At 45.3% G+C, this 26289-nt stretch carries 17 protein-coding genes and 2 riboswitches; of the genes, 8 read left to right on the top strand and 9 right to left on the bottom strand.

What is annotated here, in order from left to right:
* Positions 1-61 precede the first annotated feature (61 nt).
* From J2736_RS15635 to J2736_RS15620, 4 genes are all read right to left on the bottom strand, one after another.
* On the bottom strand, positions 62-2263 hold the full coding sequence (locus J2736_RS15635; RefSeq protein ID WP_310499530.1) for an MMPL family transporter: 2202 nt from the start codon (positions 2261-2263) through the stop codon (positions 62-64).
* Between the two features lie 73 nt (positions 2264-2336).
* Positions 2337-3716 carry a sensor histidine kinase gene (locus tag J2736_RS15630; protein WP_310499529.1) on the bottom strand — a complete coding sequence of 460 codons (1380 nt, stop codon included), beginning with the start codon at positions 3714-3716 and terminating at the stop codon, positions 2337-2339.
* Positions 3713-4393: a response regulator transcription factor gene (locus J2736_RS15625; protein ID WP_310499528.1), complete on the bottom strand. Its 681-nt coding sequence runs from the start codon at positions 4391-4393 to the stop codon at positions 3713-3715. The genes J2736_RS15630 and J2736_RS15625 overlap by 4 nt, the downstream gene beginning before the upstream one ends.
* A gap of 153 nt (positions 4394-4546) precedes the next feature.
* Entirely contained in the window at positions 4547-4993 is a 447-nt protein-coding gene (locus J2736_RS15620) for a cupredoxin domain-containing protein (protein ID WP_310499527.1), read from the bottom strand.
* A 294-nt stretch (positions 4994-5287) separates the two neighbouring features.
* On the opposite strand from J2736_RS15620, the gene uptA reads away from it, so the two are divergent.
* The 4 genes from uptA to J2736_RS15600 all read left to right on the top strand — a co-directional run bounded on the left by uptA (position 5288) and on the right by J2736_RS15600 (position 14334).
* On the top strand, positions 5288-5887 hold the full coding sequence (gene uptA / locus J2736_RS15615) for an undecaprenyl phosphate transporter UptA (RefSeq protein WP_310499526.1): 600 nt from the start codon (positions 5288-5290) through the stop codon (positions 5885-5887).
* Between the two features lie 78 nt (positions 5888-5965).
* Positions 5966-6532 carry a thioredoxin family protein gene (locus J2736_RS15610; protein ID WP_068663455.1) on the top strand — a complete coding sequence of 189 codons (567 nt, stop codon included), beginning with the start codon at positions 5966-5968 and terminating at the stop codon, positions 6530-6532.
* Positions 6533-6553: 21 nt separating this feature from the next.
* A complete protein-coding gene (locus tag J2736_RS15605) occupies positions 6554-7177 on the top strand; it encodes an MBL fold metallo-hydrolase (RefSeq protein WP_068663456.1) in 624 nt (207 codons plus the stop codon).
* Between the two features lie 855 nt (positions 7178-8032).
* Positions 8033-8235: riboswitch (cobalamin riboswitch) on the top strand.
* Positions 8236-8418: 183 nt separating this feature from the next.
* The gene (locus J2736_RS15600; RefSeq protein WP_310499525.1) at positions 8419-14334 is read left to right on the top strand and encodes a DUF4430 domain-containing protein; all 5916 of its coding nucleotides are present in this window, start codon (positions 8419-8421) and stop codon (positions 14332-14334) included.
* Between the two features lie 58 nt (positions 14335-14392).
* On the opposite strand, the gene J2736_RS15595 is transcribed toward J2736_RS15600, so the two are convergent.
* The 4 genes from J2736_RS15595 to J2736_RS15580 are packed head-to-tail and all read right to left on the bottom strand — an operon-like array spanning position 14393 to position 20266.
* Entirely contained in the window at positions 14393-16873 is a 2481-nt protein-coding gene (locus tag J2736_RS15595; protein WP_310499524.1) for an ATP-binding cassette domain-containing protein, read from the bottom strand.
* On the bottom strand, positions 16846-17736 hold the full coding sequence (locus J2736_RS15590; RefSeq protein WP_310499523.1) for an energy-coupling factor transporter transmembrane component T: 891 nt from the start codon (positions 17734-17736) through the stop codon (positions 16846-16848). Before J2736_RS15590 ends, J2736_RS15595 begins: the two co-directional genes overlap by 28 nt.
* Positions 17733-18623 carry a DUF4430 domain-containing protein gene (locus J2736_RS15585; RefSeq protein WP_310499522.1) on the bottom strand — a complete coding sequence of 297 codons (891 nt, stop codon included), beginning with the start codon at positions 18621-18623 and terminating at the stop codon, positions 17733-17735. Before J2736_RS15585 ends, J2736_RS15590 begins: the two co-directional genes overlap by 4 nt.
* A complete protein-coding gene (locus J2736_RS15580) occupies positions 18623-20266 on the bottom strand; it encodes an S-layer homology domain-containing protein (RefSeq protein ID WP_310499521.1) in 1644 nt (547 codons plus the stop codon). The genes J2736_RS15585 and J2736_RS15580 overlap by 1 nt, the downstream gene beginning before the upstream one ends.
* A 129-nt stretch (positions 20267-20395) precedes the next feature.
* Positions 20396-20592: riboswitch (cobalamin riboswitch) on the bottom strand.
* 192 nt (positions 20593-20784) lie between these two features.
* On the opposite strand from J2736_RS15580, the gene J2736_RS15575 reads away from it, so the two are divergent.
* On the top strand, positions 20785-21939 hold the full coding sequence (locus J2736_RS15575) for a Gfo/Idh/MocA family protein (RefSeq protein ID WP_310499520.1): 1155 nt from the start codon (positions 20785-20787) through the stop codon (positions 21937-21939).
* Positions 21940-21960: 21 nt separating this feature from the next.
* On the top strand, positions 21961-23043 hold the full coding sequence (locus J2736_RS15570) for a Gfo/Idh/MocA family protein (protein WP_310499519.1): 1083 nt from the start codon (positions 21961-21963) through the stop codon (positions 23041-23043).
* On the opposite strand, the gene J2736_RS15565 is transcribed toward J2736_RS15570, so the two are convergent.
* Positions 23027-23926 carry an AraC family transcriptional regulator gene (locus J2736_RS15565; RefSeq protein ID WP_310499518.1) on the bottom strand — a complete coding sequence of 300 codons (900 nt, stop codon included), beginning with the start codon at positions 23924-23926 and terminating at the stop codon, positions 23027-23029. The genes J2736_RS15570 and J2736_RS15565 overlap by 17 nt on opposite strands.
* A gap of 559 nt (positions 23927-24485) precedes the next feature.
* On the opposite strand from J2736_RS15565, the gene J2736_RS15560 reads away from it, so the two are divergent.
* Positions 24486-25355, top strand: coding sequence for a carbohydrate ABC transporter permease (locus J2736_RS15560; protein WP_310499517.1), 870 nt, complete (start codon positions 24486-24488; stop codon positions 25353-25355).
* Positions 25356-25386: 31 nt separating this feature from the next.
* Positions 25387-26280: a carbohydrate ABC transporter permease gene (locus J2736_RS15555; RefSeq protein ID WP_310499516.1), complete on the top strand. Its 894-nt coding sequence runs from the start codon at positions 25387-25389 to the stop codon at positions 26278-26280.
* Positions 26281-26289: the final 9 nt, after the last annotated feature.

Genomic DNA, 26289 nt, shown 5'->3' with positions numbered 1-26289 from the left:
ACGCTCCTCTCTCTGATATGTGTATGCACAGAGAGGGCGGAGAGCGACTCGTGACAAGGACCTAGGGCGCCCAAGTTCGTGAAGAAAGCTTCGCTGTATTCACACGCGGCTCCATCTTAGTCATCAGTGCTGGAAGCAACATGCCTCGTACGAGAAAGGTATCGATGAGAATACCGGCAGCCATCGCGAATCCAAACAGCAGCAGCTCCTGTAAAGGCTGCGTCATTAAGACGCAGAAGGTCGCCGCCAGCACGATGCCAGCTGAAGAAATGACGCCACCAGTTAACGCGGCACCACGTTGCACGGCTACTTGCCAAGGATGGCGCCGCGATTCCTCTTGCACCCGAGAGACCAAGATGATGTTATAGTCCACACCTAACGAGATGAGAAAGATAAACGTGTACACAGGCAGACGGTAGCTGAAGGCATCGTAACCAAATCCGAAATGAAACACACTCCACACGATTCCCATCGTAGCTGCGTAGGACAGCAGCATGGTGGCCATCATGGTGAGCGCCAGTCGAATTGAACGGGACTGCCAGATGAGCATAAGGGTAATCAATATCGTAATAAGTGAGAAAATAACGAGCGTATCACGCTTATTCATAGTACGAACATCAAGCTGCTCTGCAGTCTGTCCAGCATAATGCAGGGTGAACTGGCCAGGCTCAAAGCCACTCTGCTCAAGCATGGCATCACTATCCTTGCGTAAGCTGGAGATCAAATCAAGTGCGGCTTGATCATAAGGATTCAACTTTAAAATGAGCTGAAGTTTCATATGCTTAGATATGTCAGTATGCTCAGAAGTTAACTGAGCGGGGTCGACCGCCATTGTAAGCGAACTAATCCCCTCACGCCCCTGAATAAGTCCAGTCAGTGTATTTATTTTTTTATTAAACGACTCGTTCCTTACGATTGCTTTCTCCGACTCCAAAAGGACAGTGACTGGCGCCAATTCCCCTTGTGGGAATCGTGCCTCCAGAATTTCAAAACCTTGTCTGGAAGAAATATCGATAGGGAAGGATTTCATGAGATTAAATGAATAACGCGTTCCTAGTGTAGATAGCGCAGGTGCCAACAGTACAATTATGAGCACAAGTGCGGTTATCCGTGGCTTTGTGGTCACGCGAGTGCTGATCCACGCCCAGAAGCTGCGAGGCTCCTCCTTCACAAGCGACGCTTCCTCACGTGGAATAAACGGCCAAAAAGCTCTCCGTCCAATCAAGGCAAACATGGCAGGAATCAACGTCAGTCCACCAAGCAAAATGACGACCATCGCGATGGCAAACACTGGAGCAAAGCTATGATACGGCTTGAACACTGCTGTGAATAAAGTGAGCATGGCGATTAGCACGGTGCCGCCGCTAAAGAAAATCGGTTCAGCTACATGGGAGAAAGCCTTCGACATCGCATCGTACTTGGAATCCGTTGTCCGCAGGGCAGAACGGTAGCGCGCTATGATAAATAAGCAGTAATCCGTCAACACGGCAAAAAGCAAAATCATCATAATGGAGAGGGATTGCTTCTCGACGAATATCCAGCCCATTTTGCCAGCTAAGCCTATGAGTCTATCCACGACTGCATATACCATGCCTGCGATAACCAAAGGTAACAAGGCTAGAAGCGGGGAACGATAGATGACGATTAAAATAACGAGAATAATCCCAAGTGTGGCGAGCATTAACACAATATCGGCCTTTTTGAAGAGCATGATGGTATCGGATGAGATGCCCGCAGGACCTGTAATTTCAAGCTTCATCGTCCCCAAGCTTTGTTGCTCCGACATATGACGAATCTGTTCAAGGGTATCGTAGACAGGACCAGATGCCAGATCCTTCTGCAGGGAGAGTGTTAACAAGAGCGTTGTTCGATCTGCGGAAAATAAGAGCTCTTGCTGCGCGGCAGGCATTTGATGGAAGGGTAGAGAACGCGTGACGTAGAGTGGCTTCTGATCAGAAGCCAGCCACGTACTGATGCTCGTAATAGCACCACGTTCAGAATCTGTAATGGGTTTCTGGGAATGGAACACCAGGATGGCAGTTAAGCCGTCTTGGGAAGGGTAGGCCTCTTGCAATAGCTGTTTAGCTGTTTCAGACAGTGTATGGCTACCAAGGCTGCCTTCACCACCACTTTGAGCGACTTCTTTGGAAGATGGCGCAAATGCGCTTAATAAAAGGATGGCAGCTAACCAGCTGATGAGTACGATTCGGACACCTTTGGCACTGCTTACGAACTTGGCAAGATGTGATAAAGTAGGTTTCATGCAGGTTCATTCCCCTCTCCTAAATCTATTTCAAATAGTAGGAGAGGAATATGAACGGATGATGAATGGGAGATTACATTCGAGGGAGCCTAACAGTGAAAGTAGTCCCTTTACCGAGTTCACTTTGCACATGAATACTGCCACGGTGCAGCTCGATGATTTTCTGAACAATGGATAAACCAAGGCCCGTGCCGGCACTAGCTCGGTTTCGAGAGCGATCCGCTTTGTAGAAGCGGGTGAAAATATGAGGTAGTTCCGCCTCCGACATGCCAATCCCTGTGTCGCTTACCACGACGGTGACCTCCGTCTCTGAAGACTGAATGGCAAGGTGTAAGGCGTCATGAGGACGAGCGTATTTGATGCCATTCGTAATAAGGTTAAGCCAAACCTGATGCATCAATTGATGGTCTGCCGAGACGTCGGTTTCCGGTAAATTCAAATCAATCGCTAGGTCTTTATCCGACCATTGCCACTCGGTATTAATGAGAATTTGACGAATTTGTTCGTCCAGCCTGTACAGGGTTCGCTTAACTACATGACTCTCTTTATCTAACGAGGCTAGTGTTAGGAGTTGTTTGCTGAGAGAGGACAACCTTTTGCTTTCGTCTAAAATGATATGAAGATAGCGCTCCTTCTCCTCCTCGGAGGTCGTCTGATCCAGTATGGATTGGGCGAAGCCCTGAATTGAGGTTAAGGGAGACTGGATTTCATGCGAGACATTGCCCACGAATTCCTGCCTCATAGCTTCTACCTGTTTGAGCGATTGCGCCATGTAGGTGAAATCTCGTGCAAGCTCCCCAATCTCGTCCTGCCGGGAAACGTCCATCGTTATTTCATAGCTGCCTCCAACGATTCGCTTTGTGGCTTCTCGTAATTTTTTGATAGGCTTTACGATAAGTTGGGAGAGAATGATGATGAGGACGATGCTGAAAAGGAAGGTAAGTCCGAGTAGAAAAGCCATCAGGACGCGAACGCCGCCGATCTGCTGTTCCAGAGCAGGCCGAACAAACAAGGCATACGATTTCCCTTGCACCTGAAGGGGAACACCGATACTGTTGCGCAGGCTATTTTCAAAATAACCGATCACCATGAGAACATGCCGCTCTTGCAGCATTCCACGGTACGTTTCCCCCGCTAGAACACGTTGAATATGCTCCGGATCGAACTGTGTATGTTTATACGGTGCCCCATAGAAGGTCCCAGCCATCTGCTCATTCACAACATAGAGCTGGAAGCCCATATTGGCGATATGGGTGAAAAAGGTTGAGGGCTCTACACCCGGCATTTCCTCGTAAAGCGTGCGAATTTCCGTTGTAATTTTCCAAATCTGTTCCTCGTTCTGATCTCTTAATTTCGTTAGATAATACCAATTCGAAAGAAAGAGAGCGAGCACGGAGCTGACCATTGCGATGAGAATAAACGTAACAACGATGCGAAAATATAAAGTTTTCACCTTTCTGTCACCTCAAGCTTGTAACCAAGTCCTCTCACCGTCGTAATTATAAAGTCACTAGTTTTCTCGTAAAAACGCTCCCTCAGTCGCTTGATATGCACATCGATGGTTCGACTGTCACCCTCATAATCTGTACCCCACAGCATGTGAATCAGTTGCTCTCGCGTAAAAATGCGCCCTGGATGACTCGCCAATTGCGCAAGCAGCTGGAATTCTTTGAGCGGTAGAAGCAGCGTTTCACCTGAGATCGTGACTTCATAGCTTTTGCGATTGATGACCGTGTGTCCGAGTGTAATCATTTCCGAGGAAACGAGCTGATATCGCCGTAATAAGGCGCGTGCTCGGAAGAGCAGTTCCTTCGGCTCGAACGGCTTTACTACGTAATCATCGGTGCCTGAGGCAAAGCCCTTTTCTTTATCTTCCATGTCTCCTTTGGCCGTTACAAGAAGAACTGGAATGTCGTAGTGTTCGCGGATTTCAGCGCACAGCTCCAAACCGTCACGAAGCGGCATCATGACATCAACAACAGCGAGATGGATTTGTTCCATTTCCAGCAGTCGAGAGGCTTGTTCACCATCACTTGCTTCAAAGACGGCATAACCTTCTTTGGAAAATAGGAAGCGCATCAATTCGCGTATATGGGCATCGTCATCGACCACGAGTACATGTGTTTTCAAAACGGGAAGCACCTTCTTCGTTGGGATTCAATTGAGCTTGGCATCAGTGTAAACGAAAAAAAGCCTTAATGCCACTTCTGATGTCGAGTCGCCTGAGAATGTGACGATTCGAGTTCGCAGAAAGATGGTTTAAGGTTTCGCTGGAGAAGCCATTTAATACACCTCGATATAACCGACCATCGGACCATTATGGGCCATATCCGTATGCGTCATACAGATGAGGCGATACGTCCCTGCTTGATTGGCGGTAAAATGTACGATGGTTTCTTTGCCTTTTTTGATCTCACCACTGATATTGAGCCCTTCGATGAAAAAGGGGTGACTCTCACCATTGATGCCAAGGATGCTGAGCTTGATGTGTTCACCCTTCTTAACGGGAATGGAGCCAGGGTCCCAGCGGTAAGCCTCGATGGTTTTGCCATCAGCGGTAGTGGATTTGAACTCCCCAACAACCATGTGAATGGTGCGTTCTGCCGTTGGATTGGCTAATGTGGGCAGGATGGTATCGCGATTGACATACAGCCATCCAATGAGAAGGAGTAGAAGCGCGGCTGCTAGTTGAATGACATGCTTGCGTTTGATAATCCATACTCGGGACATAGGGTACGCCTCCTGTACAAGGGTCTTGTACATCTTATGCGGGGGCTTGTCAGCGCATGAATCGGATTATTGGATGAAGCAAATTGACTCAACATGCGGTGATGTGCCAACATCAATTGGTGTATTTTAACAATGAGTTGCATACAAGTAGAGGATAAGAGCCTGTCTATGATAGAATGTGAATGGGATTAGAAAAGCAGAATATCAGAAATAGTCAATACAATTAGCACAGATATATGAGCCCATGGGGGCTGTGTTTACCGGCAAAAGAAAGAAGCGAAGAGAGGGTTACATATGCATGAGTTGATTCAAAGTGTTTTGGTATATTTGGAAGGCCTGGGGTACTGGGGGATATTCCTTGGACTCATGCTTGAGGTCATTCCGAACGAATTGCTTTTAGCCTACGCAGGGTATCTAGTATCCAAAGGTCAAATTAACTTCGTTGGCGGCATGGTGTGCGCGGTCGTTGGGGGAACATTGGCTCAAGTTGTTTTGTATTGGATTGGACGTTATGGCGGCAGACCTTTCCTAGAAAGATACGGCAAATACCTTCTAATCAGTAAGCATCATATCGATGTAGCGGAGAGCTGGTTTAACCGGTATGGGACGGGTATGATTTTTACAGCGAGATTTATTCCAATTGTTCGTCATGCGATCTCTTTGCCAGGCGGAATGGCCAAAATGCCATTAGGTAAGTTCACCTTGTATACGGGACTAGCGTTAATTCCTTACTCGTTTTTGTATATTTATTTGGGCATGAAATTGAAAGACAACTGGGAGACGATCGGCGAATATGCTGGGCCTTATATTAAACCATTGATTATCGCTGCGGTCGTGCTGACAATCTTGTATGCGGGCTATCAATTTTATCTCAAAAGAAAAACGAAAGCATAGCAACATATTGATTTGGCGGTTTCGTTTGCTTTTGATACAATGAAAGGGAATATGGACGATCTAGGGAGGATGAAAACGATGGGTGCAAATCTTGCTAGTAAGTTAGGTACAGGCCTAAAGCCGAAACAATTTATCGAGAGTATGGAGAAAAATAAAGAGCAATTTTTGGCGTATTACGATGGTTTTGCCTGGGATAATGAAGAGGACAAAGAGTATTTTGAATCGTTGAATAATCGCGATGATCTTCGTTGCTTGATTATTGCTGCTGACTGGTGTGGCGATGTTGTTCGCAATGTGCCGGTAGTTTTCAAGGCTTTGGAAGATAGCGGTATTCCAACGGAAGTTCTCATCATTGAACAAAACTATGATGTTATTGATCAGTTCCTGACAGGCGGCGGACGTGGGATTCCAATCGTCGTGTTCACGGATACAGGCGGCTTCTCGCTTGGACACTGGGGACCTCGTCCGAAGAACGTGCAAGCGGTGATGACGCAATTCAAGAAAGATAATCCAGATCGCGATGCGGCTGATTATAACGAAAAAATTCAAGTAGCCAGAGCCGAAATGGGCCGTCAATATGGCGAAGGTAACGGATATCATGCTGTTATTGTGAAGGAACTTCGTTCATTGATCGAGTCGTTCTAAAAAGGTGAAGGTGGCATCACGATGATTAACATTCAATCCTTCGTCCTGGGTCCGGTTCAGACGAACGCGTACTTACTGTCGAATCCAGAGACGAATCAAGGTATTATTATCGATCCTGGTATGAATCCGAAGTCGCTGATCAAGAAGATTGCCGATATGGATATCGTGGCGATCCTGCTGACCCATGCGCATTTCGATCATATCGGTGGCGTGGATGAGATTCGTAAGCTCAAGGGGTGTCCGGTGTATATTCATGACCTGGAAGCCGATTGGCTAACGAATCCGAAGAAAAACGGCTCCGCTCGCTGGCCTGACCTCGGTGCTCCGATTGTGACGGATCCAGCGGAATTTGCTTTGGATGAGGGACAAGTGCTGGAGTTCCTGGGCATTAAGCTCAAAGTGTTCCACACCCCTGGTCATTCGCCAGGCAGCGTGAGCTTCCTGTATGACAATCACCTGTTCAGCGGTGATGTTTTGTTTAAATTATCGGTCGGTCGCACCGACCTACTTGGTGGAGACAACAATACCCTGTTGGATTCCATTCAGGATAAGCTGTTCCTGCTGGATGACGAGGTTATCGTCTATTCCGGGCATGGCGCGAAAACAACGATCGGCTTCGAACGTGAGAATAACCCATACGTGTAAAAGATAAGGACTGCTCCCTCTGTTGAGGGGGCGGTCCTTTTTTTGGGGGTTTGGAGGGGGGAGTGGAGATAGTAGAAAAATTCGAGTTATGGGAGGAGAAGGTGGAGAAATGGCCGCTGTAAGTCGAAATAATCGAGTTAGGGGATGAGAAAGTGAAGAAGTAGCAGCTGTAAGTCGAAAAATTCGAGTTAGGGGAGTGGAAGGCGGAGAAATGGCTGTTGTATGCTCGTTCGCCCATGACACCCACCCAATTTATTCAGTAACTGGGTGTTTACCGTGTGCAACGTAGGTGCTTCCCCATAGACTGATGTTGTAAGCTATTCACCCAACTTCAACAATAACCTTTGAGTTAAACGGTAAGCTTGTGTAAGTCCCTTAAGGGAAAATAATTAGGAGGTGCTCTCTCATGGAATATGTAAAAGTTCCGAATTACCCAATGCAACCAATGCCAATGCCAACTCCAATGCCGATGCCGATGCCTATGCCGACTCCGATGCCAGCTCCAGCGCCAATCATGCAGCAACCCGCACACAATAATATTCACCTGCACGCATCCTACCAACAAACTGAATTTGTTTTCCCGAAACCAGTGACTACTCACGCAGTAGCTCCATGTCCACCAAAAAACAATTCAGCTGCTAGTATTCTAGTATTGTTCATTCTATTGGTTATCATTACACGTTGTATCTGTAGGTACTAATTTCTGGAAATGAAGATGTAAAAGAGGAAGGTAATCTTACTGGACGGTTGTCTAAGTGGGGTTGCCTTTTCTTTTTTTGATGTATTTGAGAATTTATCAATCTAGCAAACTACTAGACAAATAATGGATTACCCGCTAGTATGAAGCCATATAACTACATAAATTGCGAGTAAGGTGTACTTTTGATGCTTCAGTCGAAGGTACTTAAAAGGGAAGTCAGGTGTAAAACCTGCGCGGTCCCGCCACTGTAAATGCGGAGTTGCTTTTCTATCAGGCCACTGTCTCCTTGGGAGATGGGAAGGCGAAAAGTTGACGATGATGCATGAGCCAGGATACCTGCCTTATTTCGTTGTTGCTCTGATTCTCCGGGGGGTGGGAATTCAGTTAGCGTTCTGTAGCCATTATGGCGCACGTATGTTTGTTTATTGATGAATTAAGAAGGCCACCCCGCCTGAGGGATGGTCTTTTTTGTTTTGGCGTGCGATAAATCAAAGCAAAGGGAGAGAAGTGGAAAATGTTTACGAAGTTACAACGCAAAATAATGTCGACAATGTTAGCTGTAATCATGGTACTATCTGTTTTATTTACTGCCATAGCACCAGCTAATCAAGTTTTCGCAGCGAGTGAAGATCCCGTTACCGTTGCACTTCGCGTCGAAGGACCTCAGGGCCTAATTCAAGAGGAGTCTGCTACAGGCTCAACTGCATTAGAAGTACTGCAATCTAAATTCCTGCCAGACAATTTAATTGTCACTAGTTCCCAATATGGTCGCTATGTCTCTAGCATCAATGGGATACAAGAGGCACAATATGGACAATATAGCGGTTGGAATTTTGCTATTAAACGTCAGGGGCAGTGGATCATTCCTGATGTTGGGATAGATCAGTACCGATTAGAAAGTAATGACCAAGTTCTAGTTTATTATGGAGACCTCAATACGCAACTGTTGAAATCGATCTCCATTTCGTCTACACCTGTTAACGCGGATACCCCCTTTTCCGTAACAGTTACGAAAACAACTTATGACTGGGTGAACACAGGGTTTATAGACTCACCAGCTAATGGTATTAAGGTAAAAGTCGGTGCAGTTGATGCGATTACGAATGCTAGTGGTGTAGCTGTATTTGACCATGGTGTAGCCGCGGGGAATTATTCTGTGGAAGCTACCGATTATCGTTCTGGTGCAGCTCCTGGCGTAGTAAGAGGTACACAACCATTGATTGTGGAAACGAAACCAGAGCCTGCTCCCATTGGCCATGTAACGCTCTCGGTTGAGAAGTTTACGATAGGGCAGGGTTATTATAAAGAACCTGTAATCGTCCCTTTCTTCAATGGAGATAATGGTGCTTCCTTGCTTACACGTGAATTAGGTGCGGGGAATTATCAAAATGCAGGAGAAATTAATAATTCTTTCTATTTAACAAAGGTTAAGGATAATAAGACGGCTATACAAGTACCATCATTTATCCAAGATCAAATTACAACAAATGGAGATCAGATTGGCGCGAAAAATGATGCGAACTGGCTGGGTGAATTTGATTATACATCGATGTCCGGATGGATGTACGCTGTTAATAATGTTTTACCAGATGTAGGATTATCTCAGTATATCCCCCACGAGGGGGATGTGATTCGCACGCAATTTTCCCTGTACGGATGGGGAGCTGATCTAGGAGCTAACGAGTGGAGTTATCTGCCAAACCCAGCGGATAAAGATGCGTTAGTTGCTAGAGTAGCTAAAATAAACAGCGACCCGAATAAATCAACTGTTTTAGCGGATACAGCTGTTCGATTAGCATATGAGCACGCCTATACTGTGCTTACAAACTTGGAGAGTACGCAAGCAAGTGTAAATAGTGCGCTAGTTAATCTGAATAAGTCATTTGAAGATACGGAAAAGCCGGGCATTACGGTTACGGGAATTTCGAATAACCAAGAAGTAACTCAGGCCAATCTAGGTTTCAACGTGGTCGTGACGGATAATCGTCCTGAGGCTATTGTATCCGTTGTTAAGTTGAATGGAACGGTGATAACGAAGCTAAACGAAACTTATTCAGTTGTTCTAGTTCCTGGCACGAATACGATTACCATTTCTGCTACAGATGCAGCTGGAAATATCGCCGAGAAATCAATTGTAGTTATATATAAAGCTAGTATGGCTACGACGGCTAAAAACCATTTGAATAAGACTTTAGCCTATATGCTAAGAACAATTACTAGTCCGGGGTATGGAACAGGTAATGGTGAATGGTCGATTCTGTCTTTGGCAAGAGCTAACTACACAGTACCCGAGGAGTACTATCAATCGTATTACACGAAAGTAGTTACCGAAGTTGATCGCCGAATGACTTTAAATAATGGTTTATTGGACAAAGTGAATGGTACGGAGAACTCAAGAGTAATTCTAGGACTTACTTCAATTGGCAAAGATATATCCAGAGTAGGGAACTATGATCTGAGATCAGCGCTTTCTGATTACGATTATGTCATTAAACAAGGAATTAATGGACCGACCTTCGCTCTACTTGCATTTGATAGTCGGAACTATGTTATTCCTAATGCAGGAGCAGGGAAAACACAAACAACGAGAGAAAATTTGGTTTCCTATATTGTAGGTAAAGAAGTGAAAAAAGGAACGATAGATGCAGGAGGTTGGGGGTTCTCTCTAACGAGCGCGGATGTTGATTTGACTTCGATGGCCTTGCAGGCTCTCGCTCCTTATTATCAGTCTCAACCAGATGTGAAAAGTGCTGGAGACCGTGCCATTGCATGGTTGTCGAAAAAACAGGACAGCGAGGGTGGATTTGGTTCGAGCAGCGAAAGCATTGCGCAGGTTATTACTGCATTAACAGCGCTAGGCATTGATCCAAGTACGGATGCAAGATTTATCAAGAATGGTAAGTCTGCTATGGATGCTATACTCACATTTGCTGCAACTGATGGTGGATTTAAACATACTAGAACAGGCGGCGTAAATGGTCTCGCTACAGATCAAGGTGCTTATGCACTTGTTGCTTATGATAGGTTCGTAATTGGTAGCAAACGCCTTTATGATATGACGGATGTAACGGTTGAAGACACCGTGAAGCCTGTTATGACAGTAACCGGGGTTTCAGATAATCAGGAAGTAACGCAGCCGGAGTTAAGTTTGGGCGTTGAGGTAACTGACAATTCCTCTACAAGTGTAACTAAAGTCGTAAAGTTGAATGGGACGATCATATCCGAGGAAAATGGGAGTTATCATCTTATCCTTCTTGAAGGAACAAATACGATTAACATAACTGCAACTGACGAATCAGGCAATATAGCCGAACGTGACATAACTGTTATCTATAGTAAGCCAGATCTCAATCAAGTGTTAAATAAGAATTTAGCTTACATCCTAAAAACCGTCACTAATCCCACATTCGAAACAAGTGGTGGTGAATGGTCGGTACTTTCACTGGCAAGAGCTAAATATGAAGTACCTGAGGGCTATTATCAGGGGTATTACAACAATGTAGTAAATAAAGTAAAAGAATTGATGAATGTAAATAAAGGTGTTCTTGATACGATTAAAGGAACTGAGCATTCAAGAGCTATTCTTGGACTTACGTCTATTGGAAAAGACCCAAGGAACGTGGGAGGATACGACCTCACATCAGCTCTTGCGAACTATGATTATGTGATTAAGCAAGGAATTAATGGTCCTATTTATGCTCTGCTAGCTTTTGATAGCCACAACTATGCTATCCCTACCGTACAGGCGGAGAAGAAGCAAGCAACGAGAGACAATTTAATCGCACATATTGTAGGGAAAGAAGTTAATAAAGGAACGATTGATGCCGGTGGTTGGAGCCTTGGAACACCGCGGCCCGATGTTGATTTGACTGCCATGGCGCTCCAAGCCCTTGCTCCTTATTATCAAACTCACCCTGATGTGAAAAGTGCTGGAGACCGGGCGGTTGCTTGGTTGGCGAAGACACAAGATGAATATGGTGGTTTTGGTACTAGCAGTGAAAGCATTGCACAGGTTGTTACTGCCCTTTCAATACTAGGAATCAACCCGAATACGGATGAAAGATTTATCAAGAATGGCAAGTCGGCACTTCATGCTTTACTTTCCTTCGCTGTAGCGGATGGAGGATTTCAGCATGTGAAGTCAGGGCCAGGATCTGGTGTCGATTCAATGGCTACGGATCAAGGAACTTACGCGCTTGTAGCCTATGACAGATTTGTAAATAGTCATAAATCGCTATACGACATGACGGATGTAACGTTAGAGACAGCACCGCTTCCAGGGGGGAATGAGATCCTTTTACCGGATGGGGATACACCGATAATTCAGATTCCTTCCGATAATAAGGATTACACGGTTGCTGTAACGACTGCCGATACAAATAAAGAAATTACAATTAAGATTCCTGAGGATAACAATGCGAAAATTCAAGTTAAATTGCCATCTAACAGCAGCTTACCCCAAATAGAGGCTGTAAAAGGCAATGTGTCATTGGCTATTCCAAAGGGCGCTCAGATTACTAGTGGTGACTCATCAGCGATCGAGTTAATAACATTTATAGATACGACGACATCCTCGTTAATTAATAAAGTAAACACGATTATTACGAATGGAAAGAAATTAGATTCGGTAAACCAAGCGATCACACTTGGCGGTAACAATAGAATTGAATTTGATCAATTTATCACGCTAACCTTTAAGGATAAGAAAGGGAAGCAAGCTGCTTATATCCAAAATGGCTCTATTCATGTTATTCAAAGCTATGCTAGCGATGCAGAAGGCTTAGCTGGCGGGAATCTTGAATATGCCTACGATAATGGTAATGATCTTATTGTTAAAACAAAGCATTTTACTGACTTTATTACTTACACGTCCAGCGTGGTACAATCTCCAGGTGGTGGTGTGCCTCCAACTTCCAATCGTGTAACATTATCCGTAGATAAGCTGACAATTGATAAAGGTTATGTTATACCCAAATCAAGTGTTGATTTGCAAAGCGGAGATTCTGTATGGAGTGTTCTGAAGAGAGAACTTGATAAACTTGGAATACCCTACGAATTGGGTGCAGAGAAATATGATAGTGTTTATGTAGCATCAATTGATGGAGACGGAGAATTTGACCATGGCAGCGGTAGTGGCTGGATGTACAATGTCAACGGTACCTATCCTCAAGTTGGCGCAAGCAAAATATTCCCTAAGAGTGGGGACTCTATTGAATGGCGTTATACGAAGGATCTCGGGGAAGATTTAGGAGTAAAACCACCAACAGGAGCACTGCCAATTGGCACTACAAACGATAAAAAACCAATCATTGATATCCCATCTGATATCAAAGCAGATTACCCAGTCAACATCACGAAAGACATGAAAGACAAGGAATTAATCACCATCAATATTCCTAATGTCACTTCTAAAGTGATCCTTAACCTTGAAGAAGTGAAAGATAGCATTCCTATGATTTCCGCAGTGAAAGGTGACATCTCATTCTCCATCGATAAGGGAACGGTTCTAAAATCGGGGAATGCCAATATCGAATTAATTACTGCATTAAATACAAATGATACAACGCTTCAGGATTTGATGAAGAAGGGTCTAAGCGAAGAGATTACGAAACAGCTCAAGCTTGGTCAAGCTTTTGCAATGGGGAACGCGAAGGAATCGGTTCTATTCGATAGACCAGTAACCCTTGTTCTAAAAGGTGCGAAAGGTCAGCAAGTCGGATTCATCGAGGGCGACACGTTTACGCCAATCGAAGTATACACGACAGAAGCTGAAGGAATTGAGGCTACAAAAGGTAAGGAGAAGATCACTTACGCGTTTGTAAAAGACAATGATTTGATCATTAAAACGAATCATTTCACGAGCTTTGTTTCGTATACGAGCACCGAAAAAGCGCCTGAGGCATTCGATTTAACTAAGGTGTATTCGGACGCCAACACGATCTCCCCTTGGGCTGTTGATGCGATTAGCGAAGCGACAGAGAAAGCTCTTGTCGAGGGCAGCGATGGTAAATTTAGTCCGCAAACGACGGTTACACGAGCTGAGTTTACGAAAATGTTAGTAGGCGTTCTTGGGCTGGATGTGCAATTGGCTAAGGCGATTAACTTTAACGACGTGACACAAGGGGATTGGTTCTATCCTTTCGTGAATGCTGCGTATAAAGCTGGATTCATTGCAGGAACGAGCTCCGACCAGTTTAGTCCCAATGAGAAGCTGACGCGTGAGCAAATGGCGGTCATTATGGTTAATGCGCTTAAGCTTTCAGCTACTGAGCAGACGCCAATGATTGACGATTTGGAGCAGGTGTCGGCTTGGGCTAAATCGGCTGTACAAACAATTATTTCCCAGGAACTGATGTCAGGATGGGATAATCAATTCCACCCGAGTGATGAAGTAACGCGCGAAATGGCAACGGTTGTTGCGATGAGAGCTTACGATTCTATTAATAACACGAAGTAGGTAGTAAACAAAACAGCACCCCAATGGTTAGTTACTAACCAATGAGGTGCTGTTTTGTTTATGAAACTAACCCGTACTTTTCTTTAATTCTATCTAGTTTATTAAGCATGGGTCTTGCAAGGACAGACAAGAATATGACCGTTGCACCTGCGTGAATTAAATCAAAGGGTACACCTCGAATGCAAGCAAGCACTAGTACGCTAATGGTAGGTTTAGCCTGTGTCATCACGACCGAGGAAAAGTTCATGATGATTCCATAAATGATAAATGTAGCTATACCACCAAAGATACAAAGAGCTATTCGATTTCTTCGTAAAATTCCCTTTTTAAAAAGTGCTCCAGCAAGAAAACCTATGATCCCGAAAGCGAACATCTGCCAGGGTGTCCATGGTCCTTGTCCAAAGAAGTAGTTGGATACAAAACCTGTGACGGCACCGACTAGAAAGCCGGTTTCAGCTCCAAAAGCTATGCCAGAAATAATGACTATGGCAACGACGGGCTTAAATTGAGGAACCATGAAAAAGGCCATCCTGCCAAAGACGCCTATCGCACATAGTACCGCTATGACGACAAGCTCTCTTGCCTGTGGCTTGCGTCCTTCAAAAATTAACGTGAAAGGAAGCATCGTTTCCAAAATAACTAGCATGCTTATAAAGTAGTATTTTCTATCGTCCAGATAATAAATACCGAACCAAATGGTTAACGGTATTAATAAAAGAATCATTAGTGTGGCAGTCCATGTACGTTTGGATAGACTTCTATGTTCCACGGGTGTTTGCTCTTTAGGGTCTGATAGGCTTGCATGAGCATGCTGTTTATTCATGGAACGAGATATACGTAACTTTGGCTTGGGTTCAAAAGAAATGGATTCTTCCGTACCATTAAAGGCCTTAATGATGTCATTCGTGGTAACGGCTTTTGGAATCAAATCTCTGGCCATTCGGCTTGCAGACGTCGTATAGAAGCTATTCCCAGCAAAGAATTCCCTAGGACTGCCCTCGGATACGATCGCTCCGTCGAAGAACAAAGCACATCTATCGGCAAAGCTAGCGCAAAACTCGATATCATGACTGACCATAACAATAGTTGTACCTTGTAGTTTTAAATTGTTCAAAATGTCGGCGAACATCAATTTGTAATGCGCATCTAAACCTTTGGTCGGCTCGTCCAGCAGCAGAATGGAAGGCTGCAGAAGTAATATTTTAGCTAAAGCTGCTCGTTGTTGCTCGCCTCCAGATAGATCATAAGGGTGACGGTCGAGAAGTTCCTGTAACATGCACAACTCCGCAACCTCATGAATGGATTGCTGCACAGCATCCTTGCCCAATTTGCTGTCAGACAGCATCTCAAGGAGATCAGCCCTCACTGTTTTTTGTACAAAAAGTGCTTGTGGATTCTGAGGGAGAACGCCAAGGAGTCCATTGAACTTCTCACCATCTGAATACTTGTCGATTAGTTTCCCCTTTATATGAATAGTTCCACGGTAGTGTTTGCGAAGTCCAGATAGAAGGGAGAGAGTGGTTGTTTTACCTGTTCCATTCCCACCTACAATCGCATAGATTTCACCTGGGTAGGCACGAAAGCTAAGACCTTTCACAACATCAGGGGAATTTTTTTCATATTTAAACCATACCTCGTTCAACACAATCGCAGGATTATCTTCCCGCACTGGAGGATCAGTAGGAAGTATGTCTTTCGTATATGCCTGCTGCTGTGCAAGGTTATGTAAGAATTCCCTTCCCTCACGAACCGTAATGGGGCAAGAAAGCTGATTTTCAATTCTTGCATATACGCGTGTAGGCGTTGGCATCGCATAAAACATGTCGTGCTGTAGATCCCGAAGCTGTTCACCGACTTCTTTCGGTGTGCCTGAATAGAGGATTTCCCCTCGATCCATCACGATAACACGATCAGAAAGTGGCATAACTTCCTCGAGCCGATGCTCGGAGATAAGAATAGTGACGCCAAGTTCTCGGTTGATTTTACCAATAGCAGCTAGAAATTCGGATGCAGCGATAGGATCAAGCTGGCTTGTGGGTTCATCCAGAATTAATACCTTGGGTTGCATGACCATAATTGAAGCAAGGTTCAGAAGCTGTTTTTGGCCGCCGGACAGTTCACTTACTCCTTTATAAAACCATTCTTGTATGCCGAAAAAGCTTGCCATTTCAGCAACACGTCGACGAATTTCTGGCGTACTGAAACCAAGACTTTCAAGGCCAAAGGCAAGCTCATGCCAGACCTTGTCTGTCACAATTTGATTGTCAGGGGATTGCAGGACATAGCCTATTTGAGCGACTTGTATACGTCTTTCTAGCTCTTCTTGAGGCGTCCCATTAAATGAAATCTTACCGCTCCGTGATCCATGGGGTGTAAGATCTGTTTTCATATGTCGCAAAAGGGTTGATTTGCCGCATCCCGACTTTCCGCAGATGGTTATAAACTCGCCTTGATTAATGCGTAACGATACATTGGTTAATGCGTTCTCTGAAGAACCAGGATAGGAGAACGTCAAATGTTGGATTGTAAAGATTTCCACTTGTAGTCCTCCCAAACGTTGATGGATAGCGGTATTGCACAAAGAATGGCATAGGCAACAAAAACGCTCATACTAAACACGGAGAAATCTACGCTCCGCATAGATGGGAAATATCGGAAATACAATGCTTTTGTGCATGCTCCAAAGATGAGGTAACCCCCCGTTACTACAATAGCTATAAGTGCTGCTTTATCGCGGCTATCCCATTTAAATATGGAAAACGCGGTTCTTCCTTGCAACCCGTAGCCTCTGCTTTTCATGGAATCAGCCGTTTCGATGGCGTTCTCCAGCATCCAGGTGACCATGATAGACAATATCCGTATTCCATGCATGATTCTAGGGATTACACTGCCATTGGACACATCTCTGCCGATACAACGTTGAGCATGCGAAACGATGGTAAGTTGCGCCTTGAACTTGGGTACAAATCGCAGCACCATTGAAAAAATTAGCGACATGGCCGGAATGATTCTCCCAAATAGATAAATGAATTTATCCGAAGTCATAATGGCGTTGTAGCAGGAGAACCAGCAAATGACCGTTACGAACATGGTTGCTGATGCAATACCATATGTAATGGATTCCAGAGTAAGGGGATTGCCATTATGTAAATAGGTTAAAATCGTAACTCCCTCATGGTTAAAGGCAGGATTGATTAATGCTGTCATTATAAGCAGAGGAAGCATATACAGAAAATTAAATTTTAATGCTTTTCTCCCATTAAGATAGATGGAATATGAGAAGGCAAGGGTAATGGAAATTGCCAGACATATCGGATGCATGAAAATCATGGAGAACACGATAACCAATGTAAAATACAGAAAATTAACGATAGGGTGAAAGGTTGAAAAAGAATCTTTCATTGTTTTCCACCGCCAGTTGAATTATAAGTGTCACCTACGTCACGTCCCAAATCACAGGTATACACCCACTCAATGACGTCACCTTGTTTCAGTTGATAACGACTTGCTCCGTAATTAGGGAACCAACCGTTCACTTTATACATCCATCCAGAAAGCTCGCCGCAATCAAATTCGTACAAATTATGAATACCTTCAATGTAAGCGGAATTGTACATCGGTGTATTCACAAATTCCATATGAATTTTGTTCTTCTTCATCTCTCTTTGGAGCACATTAAATACCGATTCACCCTCATAAAAGGTAACTTGTTGGGCTTTGTAAATAATGCCGTCTTTCGGTACAAGCTCAACCTTTTCAGGATGGAGCAATTTCATATTAGTAAGAATCGTTAGACAGCTTACAGAGAGTGTGACTGTCATTTGCTTGTCAGAAATTTTTGCATGCTGCGGCTCAATGGGAAGCGGCTTTCCCTCCGGCACAGGATCAGTCAGGTAGGGGTCCTTACCTGTTGTTGGGTCAATCTCCATAGCTGGACTTGCAATTGGTTCGTTGGTCTTGGTTAGATCTGGTTGTCTGCTATCCGCATCTTTACCCGACTTAGCGGGGGTCTCCACAGCTTGAGTTGAGGCAGGTGGCGACACCACAGTCGGACTTGCCACAGGTGTCTGAGTAGTTGAAGATGCATCGGGTGTTGCTGTGGGAACTGGCGATGGTTCAGAGCTCGGTTCAGTCACTGCGGGTGCTGCTAGGGCTGGATTACTTGTTTCTAGGGCGATGTTAGGCATCTGATCGGCTTGCTGACGCGGCATCCCGCTGTTGAAGAAGGCGATGACAAGAACGGTCGTAATGATCACCGCGGTAATGATTTTATTTTTGGTTAATCGCATTAGTTCGCCTCTTTAATAAGTTTCGCTGCTGAGAGTAAACGGTAAAGCATATCTGCTATTTCAGCTCTTGTGACAGATGTAGAAGGCTCAATATTTAGCATATCCTGAGACAATATATGTTCTCGATAGCAAAAGGCTAGCGCATTCCTCGACCACTCGGCAGTCTGTGTGTAATCCCCGAATTGAGCCAATATATCTCTCGTTTCAATTGCGCTCATAGCTGTATCCATGCCGGAGAGCTTAGCCGCATTGGCAATCATGATGGCTGCTTCCTGTCTTGTGATGGTATTATTCGGTGTAAAAGTAGTCGCAGACGTTCCACTTACAATGCTGTAAGAATAAGCTGTGCCTACATAGTCCGCATACCAGGCTGTCGCGACAACATCGTGGAATAGTGTTGATTTTTGCATAGGAAGGCCGAGACTTTTGGTTACAATGGTCGCAAATTCGGCACGAGTCATTGTTTGATTCGGTGCAAACGTTGTGTCAGTCATACCGTTAATCATTCCTCTAGAGGCAAGCGATTCAATGGCCGCTTTGCTTTCATGATGGGAAATGTCCGAGAACGTCTTATTCGCTTCGATTACAGGCATAACTTTTATATCTTTGTGCTTGTTCGGTAAGCCGTTAGTGCTATCAGGCGTAATGGTGGTAGCAAGCTTGACGTCGTTCATTCTGTAGAGGCTGCTCTTACTAACACTGATTCTTTGGACATTCACAAGTCCGTAAAATGCCTGTTCTGTTGACATGCCCGTTACTCCGGTGCCGTCAAAAGTATGCTGGAATCCCTGTCCTTTTGAATAAAAGGATAGTAAATCATCAACAATGGTTTTGCCATTCTTTACAAAACGACTGTCGTGTAGGTCAATGCCAAGTTCGCATAGTGCCATCAGTACTTGTACGGTACTCTCTGAAGTTTTCTCACCCCAGCTTGCGTAGCCGCCATCGGTGTCCTGTAATTTGGAAAGGCGGTCAATTGCTTTCTCTGTAGCCTGTTTCACTTTTTTGTCATGCTGATATTTAGCGAGAGCTTGCAGAGCCATGCCCGTAATATCGGGGTCGGCTGTCTTACCAGAAAGTGCAAAGCCTCCATCTTGTAATTGATGCGATAATATTTCATCGATATACATTTCTCGAGTAGCCTGCGTTTTTGCTTTGGGATTCACAGGTATATTGTAATTACCGCTATCTAGGGATATTAATGCGAAAATAGGACCGTTAATGCCTTGCCAAATGGTTTTATCGAAGTTACCAAGTGGCGTTAACAGATTATATCCAGCAACGTTTGACGGATCAGCTCCTATGGCGGTTAATGCCATTATCAAGCGGGAGTATTCCGTGTATTTTTGATCATGCAGGTTGCCTTGTACATCTTTGACATAGGTTTCAACGCCTTTATAATAATCGTCGTAATAGCTTTGAGGTACGTTATAGTTGGAGCGGGCCAGCCCGATAATGGCCCATTCACCGCCTATAGAGCCTACCTGTGGCTTCTTGACTGTTTTGAGTAAATACTCAGCTGTAGCGTTTACGGTATCGTCCACAGCCATATTCGAGATAGCCGATACAGGTATGATGCTTAGACTGCTCGCAAATAGGACTAGAGCCATGAATAGGGTGAAAATCCTATAATGTAGTTTCATAATATCCTCCTAGTAAAATGATAGAGATGATGAGCATACAAAAAAGCCCTTGATTTAAAAGAATCAGGGCTGTGATGTCAGTATTGGTTGTAGACAACAAAAAAGCACCCCCTCTATCGTCCGTAGAGTTTGTGAATACACATTAAGGCTGGTCTCCTGACTCATGCGTCAACGCTTCTCTAACCTTCCCGGTATAGGAATACCAGTGGTAATTTATAGAGTCGCTCTTCATTTACAGTGGCGGGACCGTGCTGGAATTTCACCAGACTTCCCAATTAAGCATTACTTATTACTAATAAGCATGCACCTTAACTATTACTTATTCGATTAGTCTAATCATATATTCAGTTCAATTGTTTGTCTATGGAAGTTTAGTCTTTCCAGGAGGGCACTAAAATTCCTTGGTTTTCGGTAGAAGTGAAACCGCAAAGTAACGTCATTTTTGCACAAGATAGCGTCACATTTGTAACCGCATTCTTGCTATGCTTTGAGTAACAAATAGCAGGAGGCTGAACGACATGCTAAAGGTAGCAATTATTGGTGCGGGTGCGATCTCAAGAGCGCATATTGAAGCGTATTTGAAATTTCCGGAGCGGTGTACCATTGTCGCGATTAGCGATATATATGAGGATAAAGCGCAGGAACGAATTGACCAATTTGAGCTGAAAGATGCGAAGGCTGTGAAGGATTATAAAGAGTTGCTAGACGCGGATATCGATCTCGTGTCCATCTGCACGCCACCGTATACGCATGCTTCGCTTACGGTTGAGTTTCTAGAAGCAGGCTCACATGTGATGGTGGAGAAGCCGATGGCTTCCTCTCTCGAGGAATGCGACTTGATGAATGCAGCTGCGCAGCGCACAGGAAAGATTTTATCCGTTGTAGCGCAGAACCGTTTCAAGACGCCAATGATGAAAATGAAGTCTGTGCTGGAAAGCGGCCTCATGGGCAACATCGTCCACACACAGGTCGATTCCTTTTGGTGGCGCGGTCATTGCTACTATGATCTCTGGTGGCGTGGTACGTGGGAGAAGGAAGGCGGAGGTCCGACGCTAAACCATGCGGTACATCATATTGATGCCTTGCTCTGGATGATGGGCAGCCCAACGGAGGTCCAAGCCTTCATGAGCAATGTGTCGCATGACAATGCCGAGGTCGAGGACTTGTCCATCGGAATGCTGCGTTTCGCGAATGGGTCCTTAGGTCAAATTACGAGCTCAGTCGTTCACCACGGTGAGGAGCAGCAGTTGATTTTTCAAGGATCGAAAGCGCGCGTATCTGCGCCATGGAAAGTGAAGGCGTCGAACTCGACGTCGAATGGGTTCCCAGAGCCGAATAAGGAGCTGGAGGAAGAGCTCGAAACGTTGTACAACAGCTTGCCGGAAGTGGTCTATGTCGGACATGTCGGCCAAATCGACAATGTGTTAACGGCGATTGAAACGGGCGCTCCTGTGTTGATCGATGGGATCAGCGGCCGCCAAACGTTGGAGCTCATCACCGGAATTTACAAATCAGCGAGCACAGGCGAGTTGGTGAAATTTCCACTAGACGCGGATGATGCCTTTTACACGAGAAGCGGTGTGCAGGCGAATGCGACGCATTTTTATGAGAAGAGCACGTCCATTGAAAACTTCGCACCACAAACGATTACAACGGGAAGTTCATTCAAATAACAACAGAGGAGATTTACGATAATGCAAAAAAGTGATGGCATGAATTATGCTCCACAAGGGAGCTTTAAAAGAGTTTGTGAGCCAGGTGAGTTTATTTTTGCAGCGGCAGCGCTGGATCATGGTCATATATATGGCATGTGTAATGGACTTCGTGAAGCGGGTGGGGAATTGAAATGGGTGTACGATCCCGATCCAGCCAAGGTGGATCAATTCCTAAGCAAATATCCTGGTGTTCGTGCAGCAACTTCGTTAGACGAAATCCTTGGGGACGCAGAGGTGAAACTCGTAGCGGCAGCAGCGATTCCAAGTGATCGCGGCCCACTAGGGCTTCGCGTGATGGACAGCGGCAAGGATTATTTCACGGATAAAGCTCCGTTCACAACGCTGGAACAATTGGAAGCAGCACGTGCGAAAGTAGCAGAGACAGGACAGAAATATGCGGTTTATTACAGCGAACGTCTACATGTGGAAAGTGCCATTTATGCGGGACAATTAATTGAACAAGGCGCGATCGGTCGCGTGCATCAAGTCATTGGGTTGGGGCCGCATCGTATTAATTTGTCGAGCAGACCAGATTGGTTCTTTGAGAAGGAGAAATTCGGCGGCATTCTATGCGACATTGGGAGTCATCAGATCGAGCAGTTCCTGTATTTTACGGGAGCAAAAGATGCGAAGGTCGTACACAGTAAAGTAGCGAACTACAATTACCCGCAGTATCCGAACTTTGAGGATTTCGGGGATGCTACGTTGGTCGGAGACAATGGCGCAACCGGCTATTTCCGCGTGGATTGGATGACGCCGGATGGTTTAAGTACATGGGGCGACGGCCGTATGACGATTCTGGGGAGCGATGGGTATATTGAGCTTCGCAAATATGTGGATATCGCGCGCGAACAGACGAGTAACCATGTGTATCTGGTGAACAAGGATGGGGAGCAGCATTTTGCTGTCAGCGGCCAAGTGGGTTACCCTTACTTTGGTCAGTTGATCTTAGATTGCTTGAACCGTACGGAAGTGGCGATGACACAGGAGCATACGTTTAAAGCGGCAGAGCTGTGCCTTATCGCACAGCGCGATGCCATGATCATCACGGCAGCAGAGTAAGAGTGGCCTCATACTGCTTCAGTAGTTGCTTGCGATATTGGTGCGGCGTAATGCCGATGTGGCTTTTGAACATTTTGCAAAAGTAAGAGCAATTCGTCACACCAACCGCTTCGCCAATGCGAGCGACAGTCTGATCCGTAGACATCAGCAGCTTAACGGCTTGCTGCAGTCTGCGAGCGGTTACATAATCGGAAATGCTGGTACCTGTGCACTCGGAAAACAAATGGGACAAATGATAAGGGGAGAGATGCAGCTCGGCTGACATCGTCTCCAAACGCAGCGGTTCCGTGTAGTGCTCCTCCAACCAGCTAAGAATGCGCTCAGCTTGATGGGTTTTACGCGTAGGGCCAGAGCGAATCTGACCATCGTGCTGCTCCCACAGCGGCATGAAGCTTCGGTAAAAAGCGATGAGAAAGAGGGAGTACTCCTCTAACTCATCTTTTTTATTTATAGAGGGGAGCTTCGCCTCTAAGCTTTGGAAAAGCGAATGAAACAGCTCACTCTCACTGAGTCCGTATAGGCAGGGCGTTTGCAGCGTGCTGGTATGGATATGTTTGAAAAAAGCCAGCAATCGCGGCCAATGTTCAAAGTAGGATTCATATACGGAAGGTTCGAATTGAACGACGGTGCGCACGAAAGGCGTATCGGGTTCAACCTGAATATGGTGTAGTTGATAAGGCTGGAACACGCATAACATCCCGGAAGTTACTTCATAGCTTTTCTGATCAACGATCAAGGTCCCATGTCCCTTGTGAACAAGTAAGATTTCTATCCCTTGATGGGCGTGGAACGTACCCTGATATTGCTCAGATCCAATGCTTTCTCTTTGATAGGCAAAATAGAGCGGATTCTCGTTCAAACCAATATTTCGAACATAGGACATCAGGGTCACTTCCTTAGCAACGCGTAGGGTATTAAGCGCTTGATACAGCCAAAGTATACAGGAATGTGGCCGTGATCGGCAAGGTGGATCTGATAGGAATTCTGTTTAAACCTAAGACATTTGTCTTGGGTTTAGTTTGTTTTGAAGGGCATATCGACGCGCTAAGTAACTGGATATTATACAGCTAATTTTGCACCTTTTTCTCATTTTCAAGTAATAACTGTATTTTCTACAGCTAATTGAGCTCAGTTCGATGTATGTTGTGGAATTTAGCTATATTAGCTGTACTTTTTACATCTAATTGAAAATTTCAGATGAATTTCAATTAATTAGCTGTACTTTATACAGTTATTGTCGGCGAGAGGCGAGTAGTGAGGGATGCGGTGTATAGGGAGTGTCAGCGTGAGGTAAGCAGAGGGGGAATGTAGTGTGCAAGAAGTGTCAGCGTGTGGTTAGCAAGCAGAATTTGCAGCGATGTAAATAAAGGAAGGCTACCCTTCTAATCCATTTCTAATTTTCACATGAGAGAATGTGATCTGTAGGAAGGAGGAACACATTGGTGCTCAGATGGTTACGCAACAACGAGGGTCTAACCGCACTTGTTTTTCTACTGCCAAGTCTGGCCGGATTTGCGGTTTTTTTCTTAATCCCCTTTGGGATGGGGTTCTATTATTCGCTCATGGACAGCCCTGTAGATGGCTCATTTGTGGGGATAGCGAATTATCGCGAGCTGCTGGGTAATCCCATTTTTCGGCGGGCAGCCGTGAATACAAGCTTGTTTATGGCAGTCTGTGTACCGCTGAACATGTTGATTGCACTAGGGCTAGCTATGATGCTCAATCGCAAACTGCCGATGCGCCAAACGTTCCGAATCTCGATCTTGAGTCCGCTTGTTGTACCGGTGGCTTCGGTGGTGCTGGTGTGGAATGCGTTGTTCGACCTCCATGGGACGATCAATGCTTGGCTAGCAGGCTGGGGAATACGGCCGCAAGACTGGATGGAAAGTAAGGCTTCCTTGTATGTGCTGATTATTGTCTATCTGTGGAAAAACATCGGCTACAATATGATCCTCTTCCTAGCAGGCCTCCAGAACATCCCGGGCGATTATTACGAGGCAGCGTCGATGGATGGAGCGGGCAAGTTTCGGCAGTGGCGGTCCATTACGCTTGTCTACCTGACGCCAACTGCTTTCTTCGTTTTCATTATGTCGATTATTAACTCCTTCAAAATGTTCCGAGAGACGTACTTAATTGCCGGCAATTACCCGGATGAAAACATTTATATGCTGCAGCATTATATGAACAACATGTTCAAATCGCTGGATTATCAGAAGCTCACTTCTGCTGCATTTTTAATGGCTGTGGTGATTGTATTCCTCGTCTTGACGTTATTCGTGGTGGAGAGACGCATCAGCAAAGCAATCGGATAGCGGAGGATCCACGCTGGAAAGGAGTTTTTACATGCAAGCAGCTCGCATTAAGCCGCTAACTAACCGCTTGGGACGCCAAACATCGCGATTCGTGCTAATCACTGTGCTCAGTGCGCTAATGGCGGGATTTCTGTTCCCGATGGCGCTGACCATTGCGAACTCATTCATGGCGGAAACGGAGATTACGAGCAACTACGCTGCTCTTTCAGGCGATACAGATGATGGCCCATTCATCACGATGAAATGGATACCAGATCGCGTAACCTTGTCACAATTCTACGCTGTATTGGTGGGAAGGCCACAGTTCCTATTCATGTTCTGGAACTCGGTGAAAATGACAGTCCCAATCATCGCTGGCCAACTGGTTGTCGCTTCGCTCGCTGCGTATGCGTTTGCCCATTTACGTTTTCGGTTTCGCGAGCCGCTCTTCTTTTTGTACATTGTCACGATGCTGATGCCCTTTCAGGTGACACTGGTGCCCAATTTTATTGTTGCGGAAAAGCTAGGTCTGCTCGGTTCGTATGGGGCGATTATTTACCCGGGCATCTTCAGCGCCTTCGGCGTGTTTTTGCTGCGGCAGTTCATGATGGTCGTACCTGCGAGTTATATCGAAGCGGCACGTGTGGATGGTGCGAGTCACTTTTACATATGGACACGGATTGTTCTGCCGATGTGCGGCACAGGTGTAGCGGCACTATCAATCCTCGTTTTTATCGATAACTGGAATATGGTGGAGCAGCCGCTGATCTTCTTGAATGATGCGATTAAACAACCGTTGTCTGTGTATTTAGCCGTTATTGGAGACGAGGAGCGAGGCATCGCCTTTGCCGCTTCTGTGGTATATATGCTGCCTCCGCTTCTAGTTGCTCTGTATGCAGAGAAGTATTTGGTTGAAGGCATCCAGTTATCTGGCATCAAAGGGTGAGACGGATTA

Origin of the sequence: Paenibacillus qinlingensis (genome assembly GCF_031455095.1) — a bacterium.
GTDB lineage: Bacteria > Bacillota > Bacilli > Paenibacillales > NBRC-103111 > Paenibacillus_E > Paenibacillus_E qinlingensis_A.
The sequence above is the reverse complement of the archived record's forward strand: the minus strand, read 5'-3'. Positions and strand labels throughout refer to the sequence as shown.

Coding starts and splice junctions, on each gene's coding strand:
- J2736_RS15635 (WP_310499530.1), bottom strand. CDS start 2,263: ATGAAACCTACTTTATCACATCTTGCCAAGTTCGTAAGCAGTGCCAAA.
- J2736_RS15620 (WP_310499527.1), bottom strand. CDS start 4,993: ATGTCCCGAGTATGGATTATCAAACGCAAGCATGTCATTCAACTAGCA.
- uptA (WP_310499526.1), top strand. CDS start 5,288: ATGCATGAGTTGATTCAAAGTGTTTTGGTATATTTGGAAGGCCTGGGG.
- J2736_RS15610 (WP_068663455.1), top strand. CDS start 5,966: ATGGGTGCAAATCTTGCTAGTAAGTTAGGTACAGGCCTAAAGCCGAAA.
- J2736_RS15605 (WP_068663456.1), top strand. CDS start 6,554: ATGATTAACATTCAATCCTTCGTCCTGGGTCCGGTTCAGACGAACGCG.
- J2736_RS15600 (WP_310499525.1), top strand. CDS start 8,419: ATGTCGACAATGTTAGCTGTAATCATGGTACTATCTGTTTTATTTACT.
- J2736_RS15590 (WP_310499523.1), bottom strand. CDS start 17,736: ATGAAAGATTCTTTTTCAACCTTTCACCCTATCGTTAATTTTCTGTAT.
- J2736_RS15585 (WP_310499522.1), bottom strand. CDS start 18,623: ATGCGATTAACCAAAAATAAAATCATTACCGCGGTGATCATTACGACC.
- J2736_RS15580 (WP_310499521.1), bottom strand. CDS start 20,266: ATGAAACTACATTATAGGATTTTCACCCTATTCATGGCTCTAGTCCTA.
- J2736_RS15575 (WP_310499520.1), top strand. CDS start 20,785: ATGCTAAAGGTAGCAATTATTGGTGCGGGTGCGATCTCAAGAGCGCAT.
- J2736_RS15570 (WP_310499519.1), top strand. CDS start 21,961: ATGCAAAAAAGTGATGGCATGAATTATGCTCCACAAGGGAGCTTTAAA.
- J2736_RS15565 (WP_310499518.1), bottom strand. CDS start 23,926: ATGTCCTATGTTCGAAATATTGGTTTGAACGAGAATCCGCTCTATTTT.
- J2736_RS15555 (WP_310499516.1), top strand. CDS start 25,387: ATGCAAGCAGCTCGCATTAAGCCGCTAACTAACCGCTTGGGACGCCAA.